The organism is Aureimonas phyllosphaerae (genome assembly GCF_900113065.1).
Lineage (GTDB): Bacteria > Pseudomonadota > Alphaproteobacteria > Rhizobiales > Rhizobiaceae > Aureimonas > Aureimonas phyllosphaerae.
In genome coordinates, this window is the sequence record NZ_FOOA01000003.1 from 264965 (window position 1) to 280674 (window position 15710).

The 15710-nt window shown below is 69.1% G+C and carries 16 protein-coding genes; 8 read left to right on the forward strand and 8 right to left on the reverse strand.

What is annotated here, in order from left to right; genetic code table 11:
- Positions 1-22: 22 nt before the first annotated feature.
- Positions 23-1060, reverse strand: coding sequence for a 4-hydroxythreonine-4-phosphate dehydrogenase PdxA (locus BM175_RS06395; protein ID WP_090960860.1), 1038 nt, complete (start codon positions 1058-1060; stop codon positions 23-25).
- Between the two features lie 205 nt (positions 1061-1265).
- Between BM175_RS06395 and BM175_RS06400 the strand changes: the two genes are divergently transcribed.
- On the forward strand, positions 1266-1952 hold the full coding sequence (locus BM175_RS06400) for a GntR family transcriptional regulator (RefSeq protein ID WP_090961280.1): 687 nt from the start codon (positions 1266-1268) through the stop codon (positions 1950-1952).
- 5 nt (positions 1953-1957) lie between these two features.
- Here the strand turns inward: BM175_RS06400 and BM175_RS06405 are convergent, their stop codons facing one another.
- Positions 1958-2620 carry a hypothetical protein gene (locus tag BM175_RS06405; protein ID WP_090960863.1) on the reverse strand — a complete coding sequence of 221 codons (663 nt, stop codon included), beginning with the start codon at positions 2618-2620 and terminating at the stop codon, positions 1958-1960.
- Between the two features lie 28 nt (positions 2621-2648).
- Entirely contained in the window at positions 2649-3353 is a 705-nt protein-coding gene (locus tag BM175_RS06410; protein WP_090960866.1) for a hypothetical protein, read from the reverse strand.
- Positions 3354-3468: 115 nt separating this feature from the next.
- On the opposite strand from BM175_RS06410, the gene BM175_RS06415 reads away from it, so the two are divergent.
- The 7 genes from BM175_RS06415 (at position 3469) to BM175_RS06445 (ending at position 9889) form a co-directional block, all read left to right on the forward strand.
- Positions 3469-4455, forward strand: coding sequence for a sugar-binding transcriptional regulator (locus BM175_RS06415; protein WP_244545898.1), 987 nt, complete (start codon positions 3469-3471; stop codon positions 4453-4455).
- A gap of 97 nt (positions 4456-4552) precedes the next feature.
- Positions 4553-4984, forward strand: a complete 432-nt coding sequence (locus BM175_RS06420; RefSeq protein WP_090960871.1) for a transcriptional regulator GutM — start codon at positions 4553-4555, stop codon at positions 4982-4984.
- Between the two features lie 77 nt (positions 4985-5061).
- Positions 5062-5913: a PTS glucitol/sorbitol transporter subunit IIC gene (gene srlA, locus BM175_RS06425; protein WP_210185769.1), complete on the forward strand. Its 852-nt coding sequence runs from the start codon at positions 5062-5064 to the stop codon at positions 5911-5913.
- Between the two features lie 22 nt (positions 5914-5935).
- Positions 5936-6979, forward strand: coding sequence for a PTS glucitol/sorbitol transporter subunit IIB (srlE, locus tag BM175_RS06430; RefSeq protein ID WP_090960874.1), 1044 nt, complete (start codon positions 5936-5938; stop codon positions 6977-6979).
- An 80-nt stretch (positions 6980-7059) separates the two neighbouring features.
- The gene (locus BM175_RS06435) at positions 7060-7440 is read left to right on the forward strand and encodes a PTS glucitol/sorbitol transporter subunit IIA (protein WP_090960876.1); all 381 of its coding nucleotides are present in this window, start codon (positions 7060-7062) and stop codon (positions 7438-7440) included.
- A 32-nt stretch (positions 7441-7472) separates the two neighbouring features.
- The gene (gene ptsP / locus BM175_RS06440; protein ID WP_210284017.1) at positions 7473-9410 is read left to right on the forward strand and encodes a phosphoenolpyruvate--protein phosphotransferase; all 1938 of its coding nucleotides are present in this window, start codon (positions 7473-7475) and stop codon (positions 9408-9410) included.
- Between the two features lie 29 nt (positions 9411-9439).
- Positions 9440-9889 carry a hypothetical protein gene (locus BM175_RS06445; protein ID WP_139224574.1) on the forward strand — a complete coding sequence of 150 codons (450 nt, stop codon included), beginning with the start codon at positions 9440-9442 and terminating at the stop codon, positions 9887-9889.
- 122 nt (positions 9890-10011) lie between these two features.
- Here BM175_RS06445 and BM175_RS06450 read toward each other — a convergent pair whose 3' ends face one another.
- From BM175_RS06450 to BM175_RS06470, 5 genes are all read right to left on the reverse strand, one after another.
- A complete protein-coding gene (locus BM175_RS06450) occupies positions 10012-10671 on the reverse strand; it encodes an HAD family hydrolase (protein WP_090960882.1) in 660 nt (219 codons plus the stop codon).
- 127 nt (positions 10672-10798) lie between these two features.
- Entirely contained in the window at positions 10799-12220 is a 1422-nt protein-coding gene (locus tag BM175_RS06455) for an acetoin dehydrogenase dihydrolipoyllysine-residue acetyltransferase subunit (protein WP_090960885.1), read from the reverse strand.
- A gap of 4 nt (positions 12221-12224) precedes the next feature.
- Positions 12225-13238, reverse strand: a complete 1014-nt coding sequence (locus BM175_RS06460; protein ID WP_090960888.1) for an alpha-ketoacid dehydrogenase subunit beta — start codon at positions 13236-13238, stop codon at positions 12225-12227.
- Between the two features lie 36 nt (positions 13239-13274).
- Positions 13275-14318, reverse strand: coding sequence for a thiamine pyrophosphate-dependent dehydrogenase E1 component subunit alpha (locus BM175_RS06465; RefSeq protein WP_090961288.1), 1044 nt, complete (start codon positions 14316-14318; stop codon positions 13275-13277).
- A gap of 30 nt (positions 14319-14348) precedes the next feature.
- Entirely contained in the window at positions 14349-15668 is a 1320-nt protein-coding gene (locus tag BM175_RS06470) for an NAD(P)H-dependent oxidoreductase (RefSeq protein ID WP_090960891.1), read from the reverse strand.
- Between the last annotated feature and the right edge of the window lie 42 nt (positions 15669-15710).

Genomic DNA, 15710 nt, shown 5'->3' on the forward strand with positions numbered 1-15710 from the left:
TTCAAGGCTCGGCCGTCGGCGCTCACTCGGCCGCGGCGGCCAGCGCGCGGCGCTGGTTGGCCATGCGCACGGCAAGGCGGAAAGCCTCGCGCGTCGCGCCGAGATCCGCCTTGCCCTGGCCGGCGATGTCGTAGGCCGTGCCGTGGGCGGGCGTGCAGAGCGGGAACGGCAGGCCGCCCATCATGGTCACGCCCTTGTCGAAGCCGATCAGCTTCATCGCGATCTGGCCCTGGTCGTGGTACATGGTCAGCACCGCGTGCCAGCCGTCCTTGAAGGCGCGCAGGAACACCGTGTCGGCCGGGAACGGCCCGTCCACCTCGTAGCCCGCCTCCTTGGCGGCCCGCACGGCGGGCTCGATGATCTCGATCTCCTCCATGCCGAAGGCGCCGCCGTCGCCTGCATGCGGGTTCAGACCGTTGATCGCGATGCGCGGACGCTCGATGCCCGACTGCTTCAGGCAATCGTGGGTGAGCTTCACCTCGGCGAGGATCGCCTCGACCGACAAGTGGTCCGAGACCTCCTTCAGAGGGATGTGCGAGGTGACGCGCGCGTTCCAGACCTTCTCCAGAACGTTGAACTCACGCACCTTGCCGGCAAAGCCGGTGACGTCGACCACGAAGCGGATCTCGTCGTCGTAGCCGGGATAGGCGTGGCGCATCGCCTGCTTGTTGAACGGCGTGAAGATCACGGCGTCCGCCCGGCCGGCATGGGCCATCTCGAGAGCGCGGCGGAAATTGGTGGTGGCGAAGGTGCCGCCCTCGAGCGTCGCCTCGCCGCGGCGCACGTCCTCGACGGCCAGGTTCTTGAGGTCGATCATCACCGGGCGGGAGCCGTCGCCGATGTGATCGACATCGCTGGCCTCGCCGAGGTCGAGCGTCACGCCGGCCTCGCGGGCACCGCGATCGAGAATGCGGCGGTCACCGAACACCACGACGCTGGCGCGCTCGTTGGTCTCCGGGTCGGCCAGCAGCATGGCGGCCAGTTCCGGGCTGATGCCGGCGGGGTCGCCCATGGCAAGTGCCACGATCGGACGATCCGCTGCGTTGGTCGCGAAAGCCATTCCCAGTCCTCCCGAATGAAGCTTGCCCATAGCGCTATCCTATTCGCATGCACGCATCAAGCCTTTTTCATTTTGTATTCTGCATACAGCATTCGCGTTTGACGGTTTGGTGATGTTGTGGTGTGTGGAGCCAATCCGCGCGGGAGCCACGACGCTTCGGATGCCGAGCGTCGGGTTCGATAGGGAGGGATCGATGAGCGATACGATGTCTGCGTCTCGTCCGATCGACGGAGCCGTCGGGACGGATCTTGGGCGCATCTCGCGGACCTCGCTGCACGACACGATCGTCGGGCGGCTGCGCGACATGATCATCGAAGGCGCGCTGGAGCCCGGCTCACGGCTGCACGAGGGGCAGCTCGGCGAACAGCTCGGCGTCTCCCGTACGCCGTTGCGCGAGGCGATCAAGTATCTGGCGAGCGAAGGTCTCGTGGAGCTCGTGCCGAGCCGGGGCGCCGTGGTGCGACGCTTCGGCCGCAAGGACGTCCACGATATGTTGATCGTCCTGCGCGAGCTCGAGCATCTCGCGGGCCGGCTCGCGTGCGAGGCCGGCAGCGATGCGGGGATCGCCGCCGTTCGACGGGCGCACGACGCGATGATCGATCGCTACAAGGCACGCGACCGCCTCGCCTATTACAAGCTCAACCAGGAGATTCACACCCGCATCGTCGAGCTGTCGGGCAACGCCGCGCTGATGCACGTCCATGCCGGCCTGCAGATGCGCCTGAAGCGCGTCCGCTTCATCGCCCACGAGGGCGCGGACAAATGGGCGGCGGCCGTCGCCGAACACGAGGAGATGATCGCCGCGCTCGAAAAGCGCGATGGCCCCGCCTTGTCCGAGATCCTCACCCGCCACCTGTCCCGTGCCTGGGACCGCGTGGCGGACATGATCTGACGGCTCTAGGCGTCTGCTGCTGCAGGCGCCGTCAGGCGCTTGTCCCAATCCAGCATCCGCCCCTTGAGGGCCGAGCGGAAGCGCGCCGCCTTCGGAAAATCCCAGTTCGGATCGCCGCCGAGAAAGAGGTCGAGGAAGGGGATCGCAAGGTCCGGATCGCTTGCGACGTTTTCGCGGAACGACGCCCAGGACCGCAGTTCCAGCGCCTGCGACGACAGGTGGATCCCCTCGAGGTCCTGCTCGGCGAGCACCTTGTCCAGCACCGTGATGCAGAACTCGAAATAGAAGACGCCCTCCGGCCAGAAGGCGACGAGCGCCTCCTCGGGACGGGCGAGGTCGCCGCCCTTCGGCCGCGCCGCGCCGCCCGTCACCGGCCGGTTGCGGATCAGGCTCGACAGCAGCATGCCAGCGGCGAAATGGCTGAAGTCGCGCCGGTCGCGATCGGCGAGCGAGCGCTGCGCATCGAACTGGCGCATCCATTCCAGGAAGGCGCGCGTCAGGCTGCGCTGCGTCAGCGTCATGTGGACGCCATAGCGGACGTTGAACTGCCCGAGCGCGATGTCGACCGTGCGCGAAAAGTCGCCGAGGCGACGGATCGACCGGCGGAGCGACTGGCGACCGCCGGCGTCGGCGGCTTCGAGACTGAGCGTCAGGACGGGGTCGTTCACGGGACGCGGCGCCTCGCTTAGCGATGGTTCAGGGAAGGTAGGGGATGGTCGAGCGCCAGGCAGCGCCGAGATCGGTGAAACGCTCGTCGCGCATCAGCGTGCGCCACCGCGGTCCCTCGGCCTCGACGGCGCGCTGCGCGCCGACGAGCGCCAGTTCGCCGGACGCCCCGCTGTCGCGTCGCACGAGAACGCCGAGCCAGACCGCCAGCGCCATGTGATCGTTCACCGCCGCGCTGTCCTCGGGGTCGACGGGGCCCAGCGCGCTGGTGAGGCAGGGCCGCGCCGCGCCGACCGCGGCGAGGCGCCCCGCCGCACGGGCCGCTGCCGTCACCGTATCCTCGTCGCGGACCCGGCGGCCGAGATCCTCGGACGCCATCGCCAGCCGCAATTCCGAGACCACGGCGTCGCGCGGGCCGCCGAGCGACAGGACCTCGCGGCACAGCGCGTAGAGATCGGCGCTTTCGACCGGCGCGCCCGCGCCCATCAGCGAGGTCGCCATGCGGTCCAGCGTGCGCGACACGTCGGCGCCGCCGCGCGGGATCACGCGCTCGGCCACCTTCTCGGCGCGCGACAGCACCCCGTCCGCCATCCGGGCGAGACGCCGGGCCGGCTCCGGCGTACCGATCAGCCGGGCCGAGATCGTGCCCGCCGCCGCTTCCTGGCGAATCGATGTCCGCAGGTCCCGGATGCCTTCCTTGAGTGGCAGCGTCAGATTATGGGGATGGGGCAACATGAAGCTCTCCGAACTGGTGCGACGAATACCATACGAACGGCGGAAGCATGAGACGTTTTCCTGACAGCGCGCAGCCCCTCACCTCCAACGCGCGACGGCCTCTATGCGATGCGTCGTGCCGGGGGCATTCTTGAAGGGCCGCTCGCGCAACGGCGCGGAAGCGCCCGCCACCGACACCCGCGCCGACCGCATGCGCGTGCGCGCGGCCTGGATGTACTACGTCGAGGAGATGACGCAGAGCGACATCGCCGCGGCTCTCGACATCGGCCGCGTCAGCGTGGTGCGCCTCCTGGCCGAAGCGCGCGCACGCGGCGAGGTGCGCATCTCGGTGTCCGGCGCGCTGGCCGAGCTGACCGAGGCCGAGCGGGCACTCGAGCGTCGCTACGGCCTGCGCAGCGCGGTCGTCGCGCCGGCGCCCGGCAAGGGCGAGGACCCGTCCAGCGCCATCAGCGCGGCGATCGGCGGCGTTCTCTCCGGTGCGGTCGCCAGCGGCATGACGGTCGGCCTCGGGTGGGGTCGCACGCTCCTCGAATCGCTGCCCTTCATCGAGCCGCACGCGCTGGAGGAAATGCGCGTCGTCTCGCTGCTCGGCGGCATCAACCAGGCGCACCGCTTCAACCCGGCCGAGTTCGTCTGGCGCTTCGCGCAGATCTTCAACGGCGACGCCTTCCTCCTCAGCGCCCCGGCGATCGTCGACAGCCCGGAGACGAAGACGGCCCTCGTCGAGCGCTGCGGCCTCGGCTCGACGCTCGAGATGGCGGAGAAGCTCGACCTCGTGGTCCTCAGCGTCGGCGGCATCGAGAAGAACGCCACGACCTACCGCACCGGCTACATCGCCGAGGCCGAGCGGCGCTCGCTGGAAAAGGCCGGCGCGGTGGGCGATCTCCTGTTTCATTTCCTGGACCGCGACGGAAACTTGGTGGATCATGCCATCAACGAGCGCATCGTCTCCGCCGACATGGCGGCGATTCGCAGGGCGCCCGAGCGGATCCTCGCATCGGGCGGCCCCGAGAAGATTGCGGTCCTCAAGGCCGCCCTCGCCTTTCTGAAGCCGACGGTGCTGGTCACCGACGAGACCACGGCCCAGCGGCTTCTCGACTGACCCGAGCCCTTTCAACGAACATGTTGACACAACGCAAGTCAAATGTTCACTTGGCCGAAAGGAAGCGGGGACGGACGCTTTCCGGGAGGCGAAGGGCATGACGGGTTGGCAGATCGCGCTGGCGCTCCTGGCGCTGGCTTGGGCGCTTCAATGCGTGGGAACCATGATCCAGGTGCGGCGCTATCGCGACGCGTTCCGCGACCTCAGCGGCTCGTCGGATGACGGGTGGATGGGGGTCGGCAAGGGCGGCGGCGCGCTGCGCGGCGCGGCCATCGCCATGATCACCGTCTCGCCCGAGGGCCGCGTGTGCCGCGCGACGAGCCTCGAGGGCCGCACGGTCTTCGCCAAGGCCCGGCGCCTCTCCGACCTCGAAGGCCGGCCGATGACGGACGTCCGGGCCGAGGCCGGGACGCGCCGCCGCGAGCCGCTCGCCGCCGCGATCCTCAGCGCGCTCGACCAGATCGACCAGACCCGCGCGCGCCAGAACCCGTCACCGGAGGCGCGGCACGGCGAGCCGCTGCCGGCCTGATCCCGGCCGACGGGACCAAGATACCAGACACGAACGTCGCAACGCCCCGACACGGGGCACGGCTGGGAGGGCCGCTCATGCTGACGATGATGATCCTGGCGCAGGGGGCAGCGGATCTCGCCGCCCACGGCGCCGTCCATGCTCAAGCTCTTGCCGATCCGGCGCTCGCGGCGGCGCTGACCGATGCGGCGGCGCATCACGGCGCGACCGCGGCCGACGCTGCGCATCACGGCGCGACCCTCCTCGCCCAGGCGACCGATCCCGGCGCGGCGGGCACGGCGGCGGCGACCGCCCCGGCGTCCGGCGGCGGCGCGATCTCGGCCGACGAATACGCCCGGCGTGTGCAGCAGCTGTCGGCCACCGGCAACCAGGAAGAGCAGCTCGGCTGGCTCGCCACGATCGGCCGCCACTTCATCGGCGTCTTCCAGAAGGGCGGCGAGGTCTTCCTTGGCTTCGTCACCGGCATCATCCCGACGCTGGTCGTGCTGATGACGGCCTTCTACGCGCTCACCGGCATGATCGGCGAGGAGCGCGTCCATGGCCTCGCCCAGAAGGCCGGCCGCATCGCGCTGACCCGCTACACCGTGCTGCCGGTCCTCTCGATGTTCTTCCTGACCAACCCGATGGCCTACACGTTCGGCACCTTCCTCGAAGAGAAGCACAAGCCGGCCTTCTACGATTCGGCCGTCTCGTTCTGCCACCCGATCCTCGGGCTCTTCCCGCATGCCAATGCCGGCGAATACTTCGTCTGGGGCGGCGTGCTCGTCGCGCTCCTGGAGCTCGAGAACCGCGGCGTCATCCCGGCCGGCTACCACATCAATCTTGCGATCTACTACTTCATCGTCGGCGTGGTGGCGATCCTCCTGCGCGGCATCGTCACCGAGCGCGTCACGCGCTTCCTCGCCGCGCGCGAAGGCGTGACGCTCTAAGGCCCCGGGGAGGATCGAACCCATGACCAAGACCTTCAAGGCCATTCGCGTATCCCAGGGCAAGGGCGGCTGGGGCGGCCCGCTGGTGATCCAGCCGACGCCTGAGCGCGATAAGATCGTGGCGGTGACCGGCGGCGGCATCCCGCCCGTCGCCCAGCGCCTCGCCGAACTGACGGGCGCCACCGTCGTCGACGGGTTCCGCAATCCGCCGCTGGAGTCGGAGATGGCGGCCGTCGTGATCGACTGCGGCGGCACGGCCCGCTGCGGCGTCTACGCCCGTAAGCGCATCCCGACGATCAACATCATGCCGGTCGGCCAGTCCGGTCCGCTCGCCCAGTTCATCACCGAGGACATCTACGTCTCCGGCGTGACGCCGGACGACATGGCGCCCGCCGACGGCACCGCTGCAACGGCGGGACAACAGGCCGCCTCGCCCGCCGCGATGGGCCAGCCGACGGCCGCGCCGCGTTCGTTCTCCTCGCCCGCCGAGGCGACCGCCGCGCTCGGCGGCGCGATGCCGGCTTCCAACCAGGGCGGCCTCATCGGCGCGATCACGAGCGTCGGCCGCGTCATGGGCCGCGCGGTCGGCATCTTCTTCAATGCCGGCCGGCGCACGATCGACATGGTAGTGCGCAACGTCCTGCCGTTCATGGCCTTCGTGACCATGCTGATCGGCATCATCCTCTACACCGGCATCGGCGACCTTCTTGCCGCGCCGCTCGGGCCGCTCGCCAACAACATCCTCGGGCTCGTGGTCCTGTCGGCGATCTGCGCCCTACCGTTCCTGTCGCCGATCCTCGGCCCCGGCGCGGTCATCGCGCAGGTGATCGGCGTCGCCATCATCGGTCCGCAGATCGCCAATGGCACCATCGCCCCGGCGATGGCCCTGCCGGCGCTGTTCGCCTACAACGCGCAGGTCGGCTGCGACTTCGTGCCGGTCGGCCTTGCGCTCGGCGAAGCCAAGCCGAAGACGATCGAGATCGGCGTGCCGGCGGTGCTCATCAGCCGCCAGATCACCGGGCCGATCGCCGTCCTGATCGCCTGGGGCGCGAGCTTCCTGCTCTGACACGACAAGGCGGGGCGGATGCACCTCTGCTCGCCCCGCCCTTTCCCTGACTGCGGGCCTCGCCCGCCCGAGGAGCCTTCATGACCCAGTTCCTGCGCACCCGCGTCACCGCCGTCGGCCCGGACGTCCCCGATCTTCTGGAAGGCGGCGTCCTCATCCTCTTCGCCGACGGCGCTCCGCCGGAGCTGGCCGAGGTCTCTGTCCTCCATTCGGTGGTGGGCGAGCCGACCGCTGAGGCACCGGTCGCCGGTGTTCCCATCCGCGTCGGTGCGGTCGAAGCCCGTCTGACCGGCATCGGCGATCTCGCGTGGGCCAAGGTGCGCGACATCGGCCACGTCGTCATCAACTTCAACGGGCTCGCCGCGCCCGAGCGTCCGGGCGAACTGACGGCGACCGCGGTCGATGGCGGCGAGCTTGCGGCCGCCCTCCAGCCCGGCGCCGAGATCATCATCGGCGACTGAGCCTCCCTGCCCTCACCATCGGATTTCGAGCCATGATCGAGCGCTCCGTCGTCGTGCGCGTCCACGACGGTCTCCATGCACGCCCGGCCACGCAGTTCGTGAAGCTCGCCAAGAGCTTCGCCTGCGACGTCGAGATCCGCTGCAACGGCCGGGGCGCCAGCACCAAGAGCGCCGTGAAGCTGATGCTGCTCGGCGTGAAGGAGAACGACGAGGCGACCTTGAGGGCCGATGGCGAGGACGCGGCCGATGCCGTTGCGGCCCTTGCGACCTTCCTGCAGACGCCCGACGCCGGCGACGTCGACCTGACCGCGGCGCCCAAACCCGCCGCCGCGCCGACGCCCGCTCCATCCGTCGCCCGCACGGACCGTGGCGTGCCGGCCAGCGAGGGCACCGCGATCGGCCCGGCCTTCGCCTTCTTTCCCGGAAGCCTCGATATTCAGCCGCGCACCCTCGCGCCGGAGGAGATCGGGCCCGAACACGAGCGCTACCGCACCGCCCTTGCCGCCACCGTCGCCTCCTTCCGGGAGGCGCGTGCGCGTCCGAGCCTGCGCCGGGACGACGCGGCGATCATCGACGCGCTGGTCGAAGTCGCCGAGGACTCCGATTTCATCGCCGCCGTCACCCGCGCGATCGGCGCGGGACGGGATGCGCCGAGCGCCGTCGAGGAGGCCGGGCGCTCGATCGCGGCGAGCTTCGAGGCGCTGACCGATCCGTACCTGCGCGCCCGTGCCGAGGACATCCGCTCGGTGACGCGCGCGATCATCCTCTCGCTTCTCGGTCGCCGCGACATGACGCTGGCGGACCTGCCGAAAGGCGCGGTGATCGTCGCCGACGAGATCGCGGCGCTCGATCTCGCCAAGGCGACGCTCGCCGACATCGGCGGCATCGTCTGCCGCAAGGGCGCGGCGACGAGCCATGTCGCCATCATGGCACGCGCCCACGGCATCCCGGCGGTCCTCGGCTTTCCCGCGGACGAGGCACGACTGAAATCCGCTCGGACGGTCGCCCTCGACGGATCGAGCGGCGAGGTCGCGATCGACCCCGACGCCGAGACGGCCGCCCGCTTCACCGGCGCCATCGCGCGCGAGGCCGCAGAACGCTCCGCGCTCGACGCCTACCGCACGGTGGAGCCGCAGACCCGCGACGGGCGGCGCATCGAGATCGCCGCCAATCTCGGCTCGCTCGCCGAGATCGAGGCGGCGAGACAAGCCGGGGCGATGGGCGTCGGGCTCTTCCGCACCGAATTCCTGTTCATGGAGCGGCGCACGCTGCCGGACGAGGACGAGCAGGCCGAAACCTACACGACGCTCGCGCAAGCCTTCGCGCCCCACCCGGTCGTGATCCGCACGCTCGACATCGGCGGCGACAAGCCGGTGGCCGGCATCGATTTCGAGCACGAGGACAATCCGTTCCTGGGTTGGCGCGGCGTGCGCATGTGCTTGGAGCGGCCGGACGTCTTCAAGCCGCAGCTGCGCGCGCTCCTGCGCGCAAGCGTCGTCGGCAACGTCAAGATCCTGCTCCCGATGATCGCCGACGTCGGCGAGGTGCGTGCCGTGCGCGCCCTTCTCGACGAATGCCGCGCCGAGCTCGATGCGGCCGGCCACGCCCATGGCGCGTTCGAGCTCGGCGTCATGATCGAGACGCCGGCCGCCGTCTTCGTCGCCGCCGAGATCGCGGCCGAGGTCGACTTCTTCTCCGTCGGCACCAACGATCTCACGCAATACGTGATGGCCGCAGACCGGCTGAACCCGCGCGTCGCCAAGCTCAACCGCACCGAGCACCCGGCGGTGCTGGCCGCGATCGGCATGGCCGCACGGGCCGCGCGCGACGCCGGCATCTGGATCGGCGTCTGTGGCGAAGCCGCCGCCCGCCCCGACCTCATCCCCTTCTTCGTCCAGAACGGCGTGACCGAGCTCTCCATGAGCGCCGCTTCCATCCCCCGCGCCAAGAAGTGCGTGACGGAGATCTGATCGCCGAATGAGGTCCTAGGCTGGCTGGAGTGACTACCTATCTGTGCGCCTTCGATTTAGACGTCGGTCAATCAGAACGGTCTGATTGGCTTCGAGGGATCCAGAAATTGGCGCACGTCCTACGACAGGTCGTTATCGGCATTCTGGCCGTCATCGGAATTGCGCTTGCAGGTACCGCCATCGTCCTGATCCAGGCGGGTTGGTTCAGTGATAAACCCGCCTTCGGTTTGACCGGCAAGCAGACGTTCAACTGCTATTTGGAACGGGAGTTGCGGTACCCCACCCTTTCGATCAGCTTCTCGAAAAACGGAAGGCAGGCCGTAATACACTTCCCGGATCGCGACGCGGTCACAACGTTGCAACGGGGAGGCCTCGCGGGCGATGGGTTTCACGGCGATGGGATCGAGTTTGTGGTTGATCCGGAAGCTTATGTCACCGGCTACGGCGACAAGAGAATAGGACCATGTCAGCAGGATTGAGGAGGGGCCCGCGTCCCTTTCCGGGAAATCGCGTCACCAAGACATTGTGACGGCCTGCGATCGAGGAATGGTTGGCCGCAACGTCGGACTGATTAGAAGGTCGTGAGACCGCCGACGAGCCTTCAGCGCGCCATCTCCGCTGCGATCTCGTCATAAGTGCGGGCGACGAAGTCGGCGCCGGCATCGCGCAGGCTCTCGCCGGTGTTGGCGAGGAGATGCGCGCCGCCGAGGAAGCCGTAGGCGACCATGCCGGCGGCCTTGGCGCCCATGATGCCGAAGCGCGAATCCTCGATCACCAGCGAGCGGGCGGGGTCGAAGCCCATGCGGCTTGCCGCGTGAAGCACGAGGTCGGGCTCGGGCTTGCCGCGCTTCACGTCGTGCGAGGAGAAGATCGCGTCGGGCGAGAAGAACCGATCGAGGCCGGTGACCTTCAAGCTGTGGCGGATGCGCTCGTGGTCGGAGGAGGAGGCGACGCAGCGCGGCAGGTCCGAGCGCTCGAGGAATTCGACGATGCCGGGCGTCGGGCTGAGTTCCTGCGTGAAGAGCGCCTTGGTCTCGGTCCAGAAGCGCGGATGGTATTCCTGATCCAGGGCGCGGCCGGTCTTCTCCTCGATGCCCTTCAGGATGTCGGCCATCTTCATCCCGACCACGGCATTGACCATGTCGGCCGTGACCTCGATGCCGGCCTGCCGATAGACCGACTGCATCGCGCGGCGGGCGAGGACCTCGCTGTCGACCAGCACGCCGTCGCAGTCGAAGATGATGCCGTCGAACTCGGCCATGGATGGTCTCCCCTTGTCGCCGCCCGAACGCGGGACGCGCAAGGCCGCCCCGGCGGACCGGAGCGGCCTTGCGACACCTTCGCGCCTGTGGCTCGGCGCGGCGATTGAAAGCCGGCCGGACGACGGACTAGCGTGTCAGCTCGTGAAGCAGGCGGGCAACGTCGCCCTTCTGCTCGATCTGCGGCATATGTCCCGTCCTCGGGAAAACATGCAAGGCGATCCGCCCCGGCAACCCGGCGAAATGGCGCACCGGGACCACGCGGTCCTCGGTGCCGGCGACGATCTTCACCGGCATGGCGAGATGCGGAAGGAGGTCGCGCACCGAAACGTGCTGCGCGCCGTTCGAGAAGAGGTGCGTGCCGAGCCGGGTCTGCGCGTCCGCCTGCCGGCCATCCGCCCGTCCGCGCGCGGTCGCCCGCACGAAGCCGTCGGAGATGGCGCCCGCGTCGGCGACGAGATGGCGCAGCCAGGTGCGCACCGGCGCCTCGGCGGTCGCGCGGGCGAAGCCTTCGGTGAAGCCGGTGTCGATGTCGGGCCCGAAGCCGGCCGGCGACAGGAGCATCAGCGAGCGCACGTCGGTCGCCGTGCCGCTGGCAACCGAAGTGGCCACGGCGCCGCCGAGCGAATGGCCGACGAGATGGCAGCCCGTCACCCCGAGCGCGATCAGCGTCTCCTCGACGCCCGACACCAGTCCGTCGAACCCGTCCGCCTCCTGGTCGAGCGACGCGCCGTGACCGGGCAGGTCGATGCCGAGCACGGGGTTGCCCCCGGTCATCTCGCCAAGCAGCGGACGCCAGCTTGCCGTCTCCGATCCGAACCCGTGGATGAGGACGATGGGAACGCCCTCACCCTCGCGCAGACGCGTGACGGCGAGCGGGGTCGCCGTATCGTTGGCCGGCGCCGGGGCCCGTGCGGCAGGGGCTGTCTTCGGGGTGCAGGAAAATGCCGGCTGTGCCGTTCCGACGCTGTCGGGCTTCGACGCGGCGACCGCAGGCTGCGGCGCCTTGACCTCGGACCTGGCGGCAGCCGCCGCTTCCACGTCGTCGCGCCCGATGCGACCGAGCGGTCCGCTGCCGGTCACGGAGGCGAGATCGATCCCGCGTTCGCGCGCGATCCGGCGGGCAAGCGGCGTCGCACGCACGCCGCGGCGCTCGCCCTCGGCCCCCTGTTTCGCGTCCTCGGGCCGTGCAGCCTGCGCGACCGCGGGGACCGCCTCGGCCGGTGCGGGCTTGGAATCGGTTTCGACGTCGGGATCGGGCTCGACCTTCGTCTCGACCGAGCCGCCGGCCGCGGCGGCGTCATAGGCCTCGCCCTCAGCGTAGATCCAGGCGACGGGCGCGCCGACCGCGATGTCGACGCCTTCCGCGCCGGTCACGTTTCGCAGCGTCCCGCTCGCCGGCGCGTCCACTTCCATGGCCGCCTTGTCGGTCTCGATCTCGAAGAGCGGCTCGCCCTTCTTGATCGCGTCGCCTTCCTTGTAGAACCAGCGCGAGATCTGGCCGGTCGCCATGTCCATGTCGACCTTGGGCAGGATCACTTCGGTCGGCATGGCCTCAACGCTCCCTCTTGTGGAGTGCGCGCACGGCCGAGACGATGTCGGGAACCTGCGGCACGACCGCCTTTTCCAGCTCGGGATTGTAGGGGATCGGCGACTCCGCGCCGCCGAGGCGCACGATCGGCGCATCGAGATAGTCGAACGCATCGCTCTCGGCGATCATCGCGGCGATCTCGGCGCCGACGCCGAGCGTCTTGACGCCCTCGTAGACGCAGACGAGGCGCCCGGTCTTCATGACGCTCTTCATGATGGTCTCGCGATCCATCGGGCGCACGGTGCGAAGGTCGACGACCTCGACATCGATGCCGTCGTTGGCGAGTTCCTCGGCCGCCGACAGCGCCTTGTGGACCATGATGGCTGAGGCGACGATCGTGAGATCGCGGCCCTCGCGCACCACGGCCGCCTTGCCGATCGGCACGGTGTAGCGGCCTTCCGGCACGATGCCCTTCGACTTGTAGAGGATCTTGTGCTCGAAGATCATCACCGGATCGGGATCGTCGATCGCGGCCAGCAGCATGCCTTTGGCGTCGTGCGGGGTCGAGGGCTGCAGAACCTTCAGGCCGGGCACGTGGCCGAGCCAAGCCTCGAGGCTCTGGGAGTGCTGGGCCGCAGCGCCCGTGCCGGAGCCCGCGGGAAAGCGCATGACCAGCGGCACCGAGACGTTGCCGCCGAGCATGAAGCGGAGCTTGGCCGCCTGGTTGACGATCTGCTCCATCGCAAGCGTCGCGAAGTCCGAGAACTGGAACTCATAGATCGGCTTCATGCCGGTGAGCGCCGCGCCCACCGCCACGCCCGCGCCGCCGAGCTCGGCGATCGGGGTGTCGATGACCCGGTCGGCGCCGAAGCGGTGGACGAGGTCGCCGGTCACCTGGAAGGCGCCGCCGTAGACGCCGATGTCCTCGCCCATGATGAAGACGCGGGGGTCCTCCTCCATGGCGATGGCGATCGCTTCCTGGATCGCCTGGGCATAGGAAAGCTCGCGGCCGCCAGCCGCGTTCGCAAGTTCGCTCATCGGAACAATCCTCGGGAGGTCGGCTGCTTCAGCCGTTCAAGCCGTGTAGACGAAACGCGTCGCGTCGGACGGGTCGGGCGACGGTGAGTTCTTGGCGAACTCGATGCCCTCGGCGATCTCGCGCTCGACGCCGGCGCGGATCTCTTCCACGTCGCTTTCCGAGACGATGCCGTACTGGATCAGCTCGGCCTCGAAGCGGCCGATCGGGTCCTTGGAGATCCAGTCGTCGATCTCCTCCTTGGTGCGGTAGCGGTTGCGGTCGCTCTTGGAATGGCCGCGATGGCGGTAGGTCTTGCACTCGATGAGGGTCGGCCCCTCGCCCCGGCGCGCCCGCTCGATCGCGGCGACGGAAGCCTCCGCGACGTCGGACAGCGAGTTGCCGTCCACCGTCACGCCCGGCATCGAATAGGCCACCGCACGCTCGGCGATGTTCCTCACCGCCGTCGAGCGTTCGGTCGAGACCGACATGCCGTACTTGTTGTTCTCGCACACGAACACGACCGGCAGCTTCCAGATCGAGGCCATGTTCAGTGCCTCGTGGAAGGCGCCCTCGTTGTTGGCGCCGTCGCCGAAGAACGAGACGACGACGTCGGGCCGCTTCTGCATCTTCATGGAGAGCGCCGCGCCGACCGCGATCGGCAGGCCGCCGCCGACGATGCCGTTGGCCCCGAGATTGCCCTTGGTCACATCGGCGATGTGCATCGAGCCGCCGCGGCCACGGCAGTAGCCCGTCTCCTTGCCGAAGAACTCGGCGAACATCCGGCCGACTTCCGCGCCCTTGGCGATGCAGTGGCCGTGGCCGCGATGGGTGGAGGTGATCTGGTCGGTGTCGGTCAGCGGGAGACAGATGCCGACCGCCGAGGCCTCCTGACCGATCGACAGGTGCATCGTCCCGTGGATCAGGCCGCGCATGTAGCTCTCCTCCGCCCCTTCCTCGAAGCGGCGGATGAGATGCATCTGGCGCAGCGCGTCCCGGAGGACCGCCGGCTCGAAGTGGCGGAACGCGAAGGGACGGTTGTCCCCCTCGCGCGGGCCCTGCGACGGAGCCGCCGCGTCGGCGACCTCGGAAACCTCGGGCATGGCGGACATGGCCTGTCTCTCCTGATCCGGTTACTCGGCCGCGGTGGCGAAGCGCCCGTCGGCCTGGTCGAGACGACGGCGGATCTGGGTGATCACCAGGCTGTCGTCCGGCTCGCAGTTGGCATAGGTCAGCTTCTCGCCGGCCCTGATCGGCTTGATGACGCGAGCCCGCTCGGCAAGGCCCAGCGGCAGGGCGCCCTCGTTGCGCGCGCCTTCCCAGGTCATGGCGAAGCCGCGGTAGTCGTACTCGCCGATCTTGCCGAGCGTATCGCCGGGGTTCAGATCGCGCTTGGCGAGCGTCACGCACTCGGCGACCGGACGGTCGGCCGGGATGAGGTCCGGCGCGCCCTTCACCACCGCACGCACGGCCGACAGCGGCACTTCGAGCGAGGTCAGGTGATAGGGGCGGAAGATCGTGTAGTTCGGGCCGGGGCCCATCTTCAGATCGCTCATGCGCTCCAGCACGCGGTCGTGGCGCGGCTTCACGATGCAGAAGACGCCGGGCGCGACACCCTTGCCGATGGAGTAGTCGACCTTGCCGGTGCCCGACAGGACGCCGCCGTCCTCCTTGGTGCAGAGCACCGAGGCCAGTTCGTCGCGCGTGGCTGCGGGCCCGTGCATGCCCGGAACGTCCGGCACGAGCCCCGTGGCGTTGGCGACGGCGACCATCTCGATCATGGTCTTGGAGCCGTCCACGAACTCGACCAGCATGCGCGCGTTCATGTTGCGCTGCCGGGCCTCCTCCTCGTAGGCGTCCGGCGTCGCGTCGAACTTCAAGGGATTGTTCTTGCCCTTGCCGGCGCAGACGATGTCGAAGCCAAGCGACTGGGCGAAGCCGATGATCTCGACCGTGGCGGCCGGCTCGTCGCCTGCCGCGCCGGTGTAGACGACGCCGGCCTTGGCGGCCTCCTCGCGCAGGAAGCGGCCGATCGTGATGTCGGCCTCGACGTTCAGCATGACGACATGCTTGCCGTTGCGGAAGGCCTCCAGCGCGATCAGCGTGCCGACGTTCGGATTGCCGGTGGCGTCGATGATGACGTCGATATGGCCGGACGAGCAGAGCGCCTTGTAGTCCTCGGTCAGCGCGACCTTGCCGCCCTCGATCGCGCGGTCGATGTCGCTGGTGCCGGCTGCGTGGACGAAGTCGGTGCCCGCCATGCGCAGTGCGGCTTCCGCGCCCGTGATGTTCAGCTCCGACAGGGCCCCCAGCCGAACGCCCGGCATCAGGGTCAGCTGCACCACCATGTCGGTGCCCATCTGACCCGAACCGGCGAGGCCGACGGTCACCGGACCGTTCTTGTCGGCGTAGGCCTGGAGTTCGGCCGCGAGGCCAACCTGAAGAATCGTCATCGCTGTTCCTCCCTTGGGAAACATAGGTACATTTGTCTTCTC

Excerpts from the sequence above, each read along its gene's own strand:
- BM175_RS06395 (WP_090960860.1), bottom strand. The coding sequence starts at position 1,060 with ATGGCTTTCGCGACCAACGCAGCGGATCGTCCGATCGTGGCACTTGCC.
- BM175_RS06400 (WP_090961280.1), top strand. The coding sequence starts at position 1,266 with ATGTCTGCGTCTCGTCCGATCGACGGAGCCGTCGGGACGGATCTTGGG.
- BM175_RS06410 (WP_090960866.1), bottom strand. The coding sequence starts at position 3,353 with ATGTTGCCCCATCCCCATAATCTGACGCTGCCACTCAAGGAAGGCATC.
- BM175_RS06420 (WP_090960871.1), top strand. The coding sequence starts at position 4,553 with ATGACGGGTTGGCAGATCGCGCTGGCGCTCCTGGCGCTGGCTTGGGCG.
- srlA (WP_210185769.1), top strand. The coding sequence starts at position 5,062 with ATGCTGACGATGATGATCCTGGCGCAGGGGGCAGCGGATCTCGCCGCC.
- srlE (WP_090960874.1), top strand. The coding sequence starts at position 5,936 with ATGACCAAGACCTTCAAGGCCATTCGCGTATCCCAGGGCAAGGGCGGC.
- BM175_RS06435 (WP_090960876.1), top strand. The coding sequence starts at position 7,060 with ATGACCCAGTTCCTGCGCACCCGCGTCACCGCCGTCGGCCCGGACGTC.
- ptsP (WP_210284017.1), top strand. The coding sequence starts at position 7,473 with ATGATCGAGCGCTCCGTCGTCGTGCGCGTCCACGACGGTCTCCATGCA.
- BM175_RS06450 (WP_090960882.1), bottom strand. The coding sequence starts at position 10,671 with ATGGCCGAGTTCGACGGCATCATCTTCGACTGCGACGGCGTGCTGGTC.
- BM175_RS06455 (WP_090960885.1), bottom strand. The coding sequence starts at position 12,220 with ATGCCGACCGAAGTGATCCTGCCCAAGGTCGACATGGACATGGCGACC.
- BM175_RS06460 (WP_090960888.1), bottom strand. The coding sequence starts at position 13,238 with ATGAGCGAACTTGCGAACGCGGCTGGCGGCCGCGAGCTTTCCTATGCC.
- BM175_RS06465 (WP_090961288.1), bottom strand. The coding sequence starts at position 14,318 with ATGCCCGAGGTTTCCGAGGTCGCCGACGCGGCGGCTCCGTCGCAGGGC.
- BM175_RS06470 (WP_090960891.1), bottom strand. The coding sequence starts at position 15,668 with ATGACGATTCTTCAGGTTGGCCTCGCGGCCGAACTCCAGGCCTACGCC.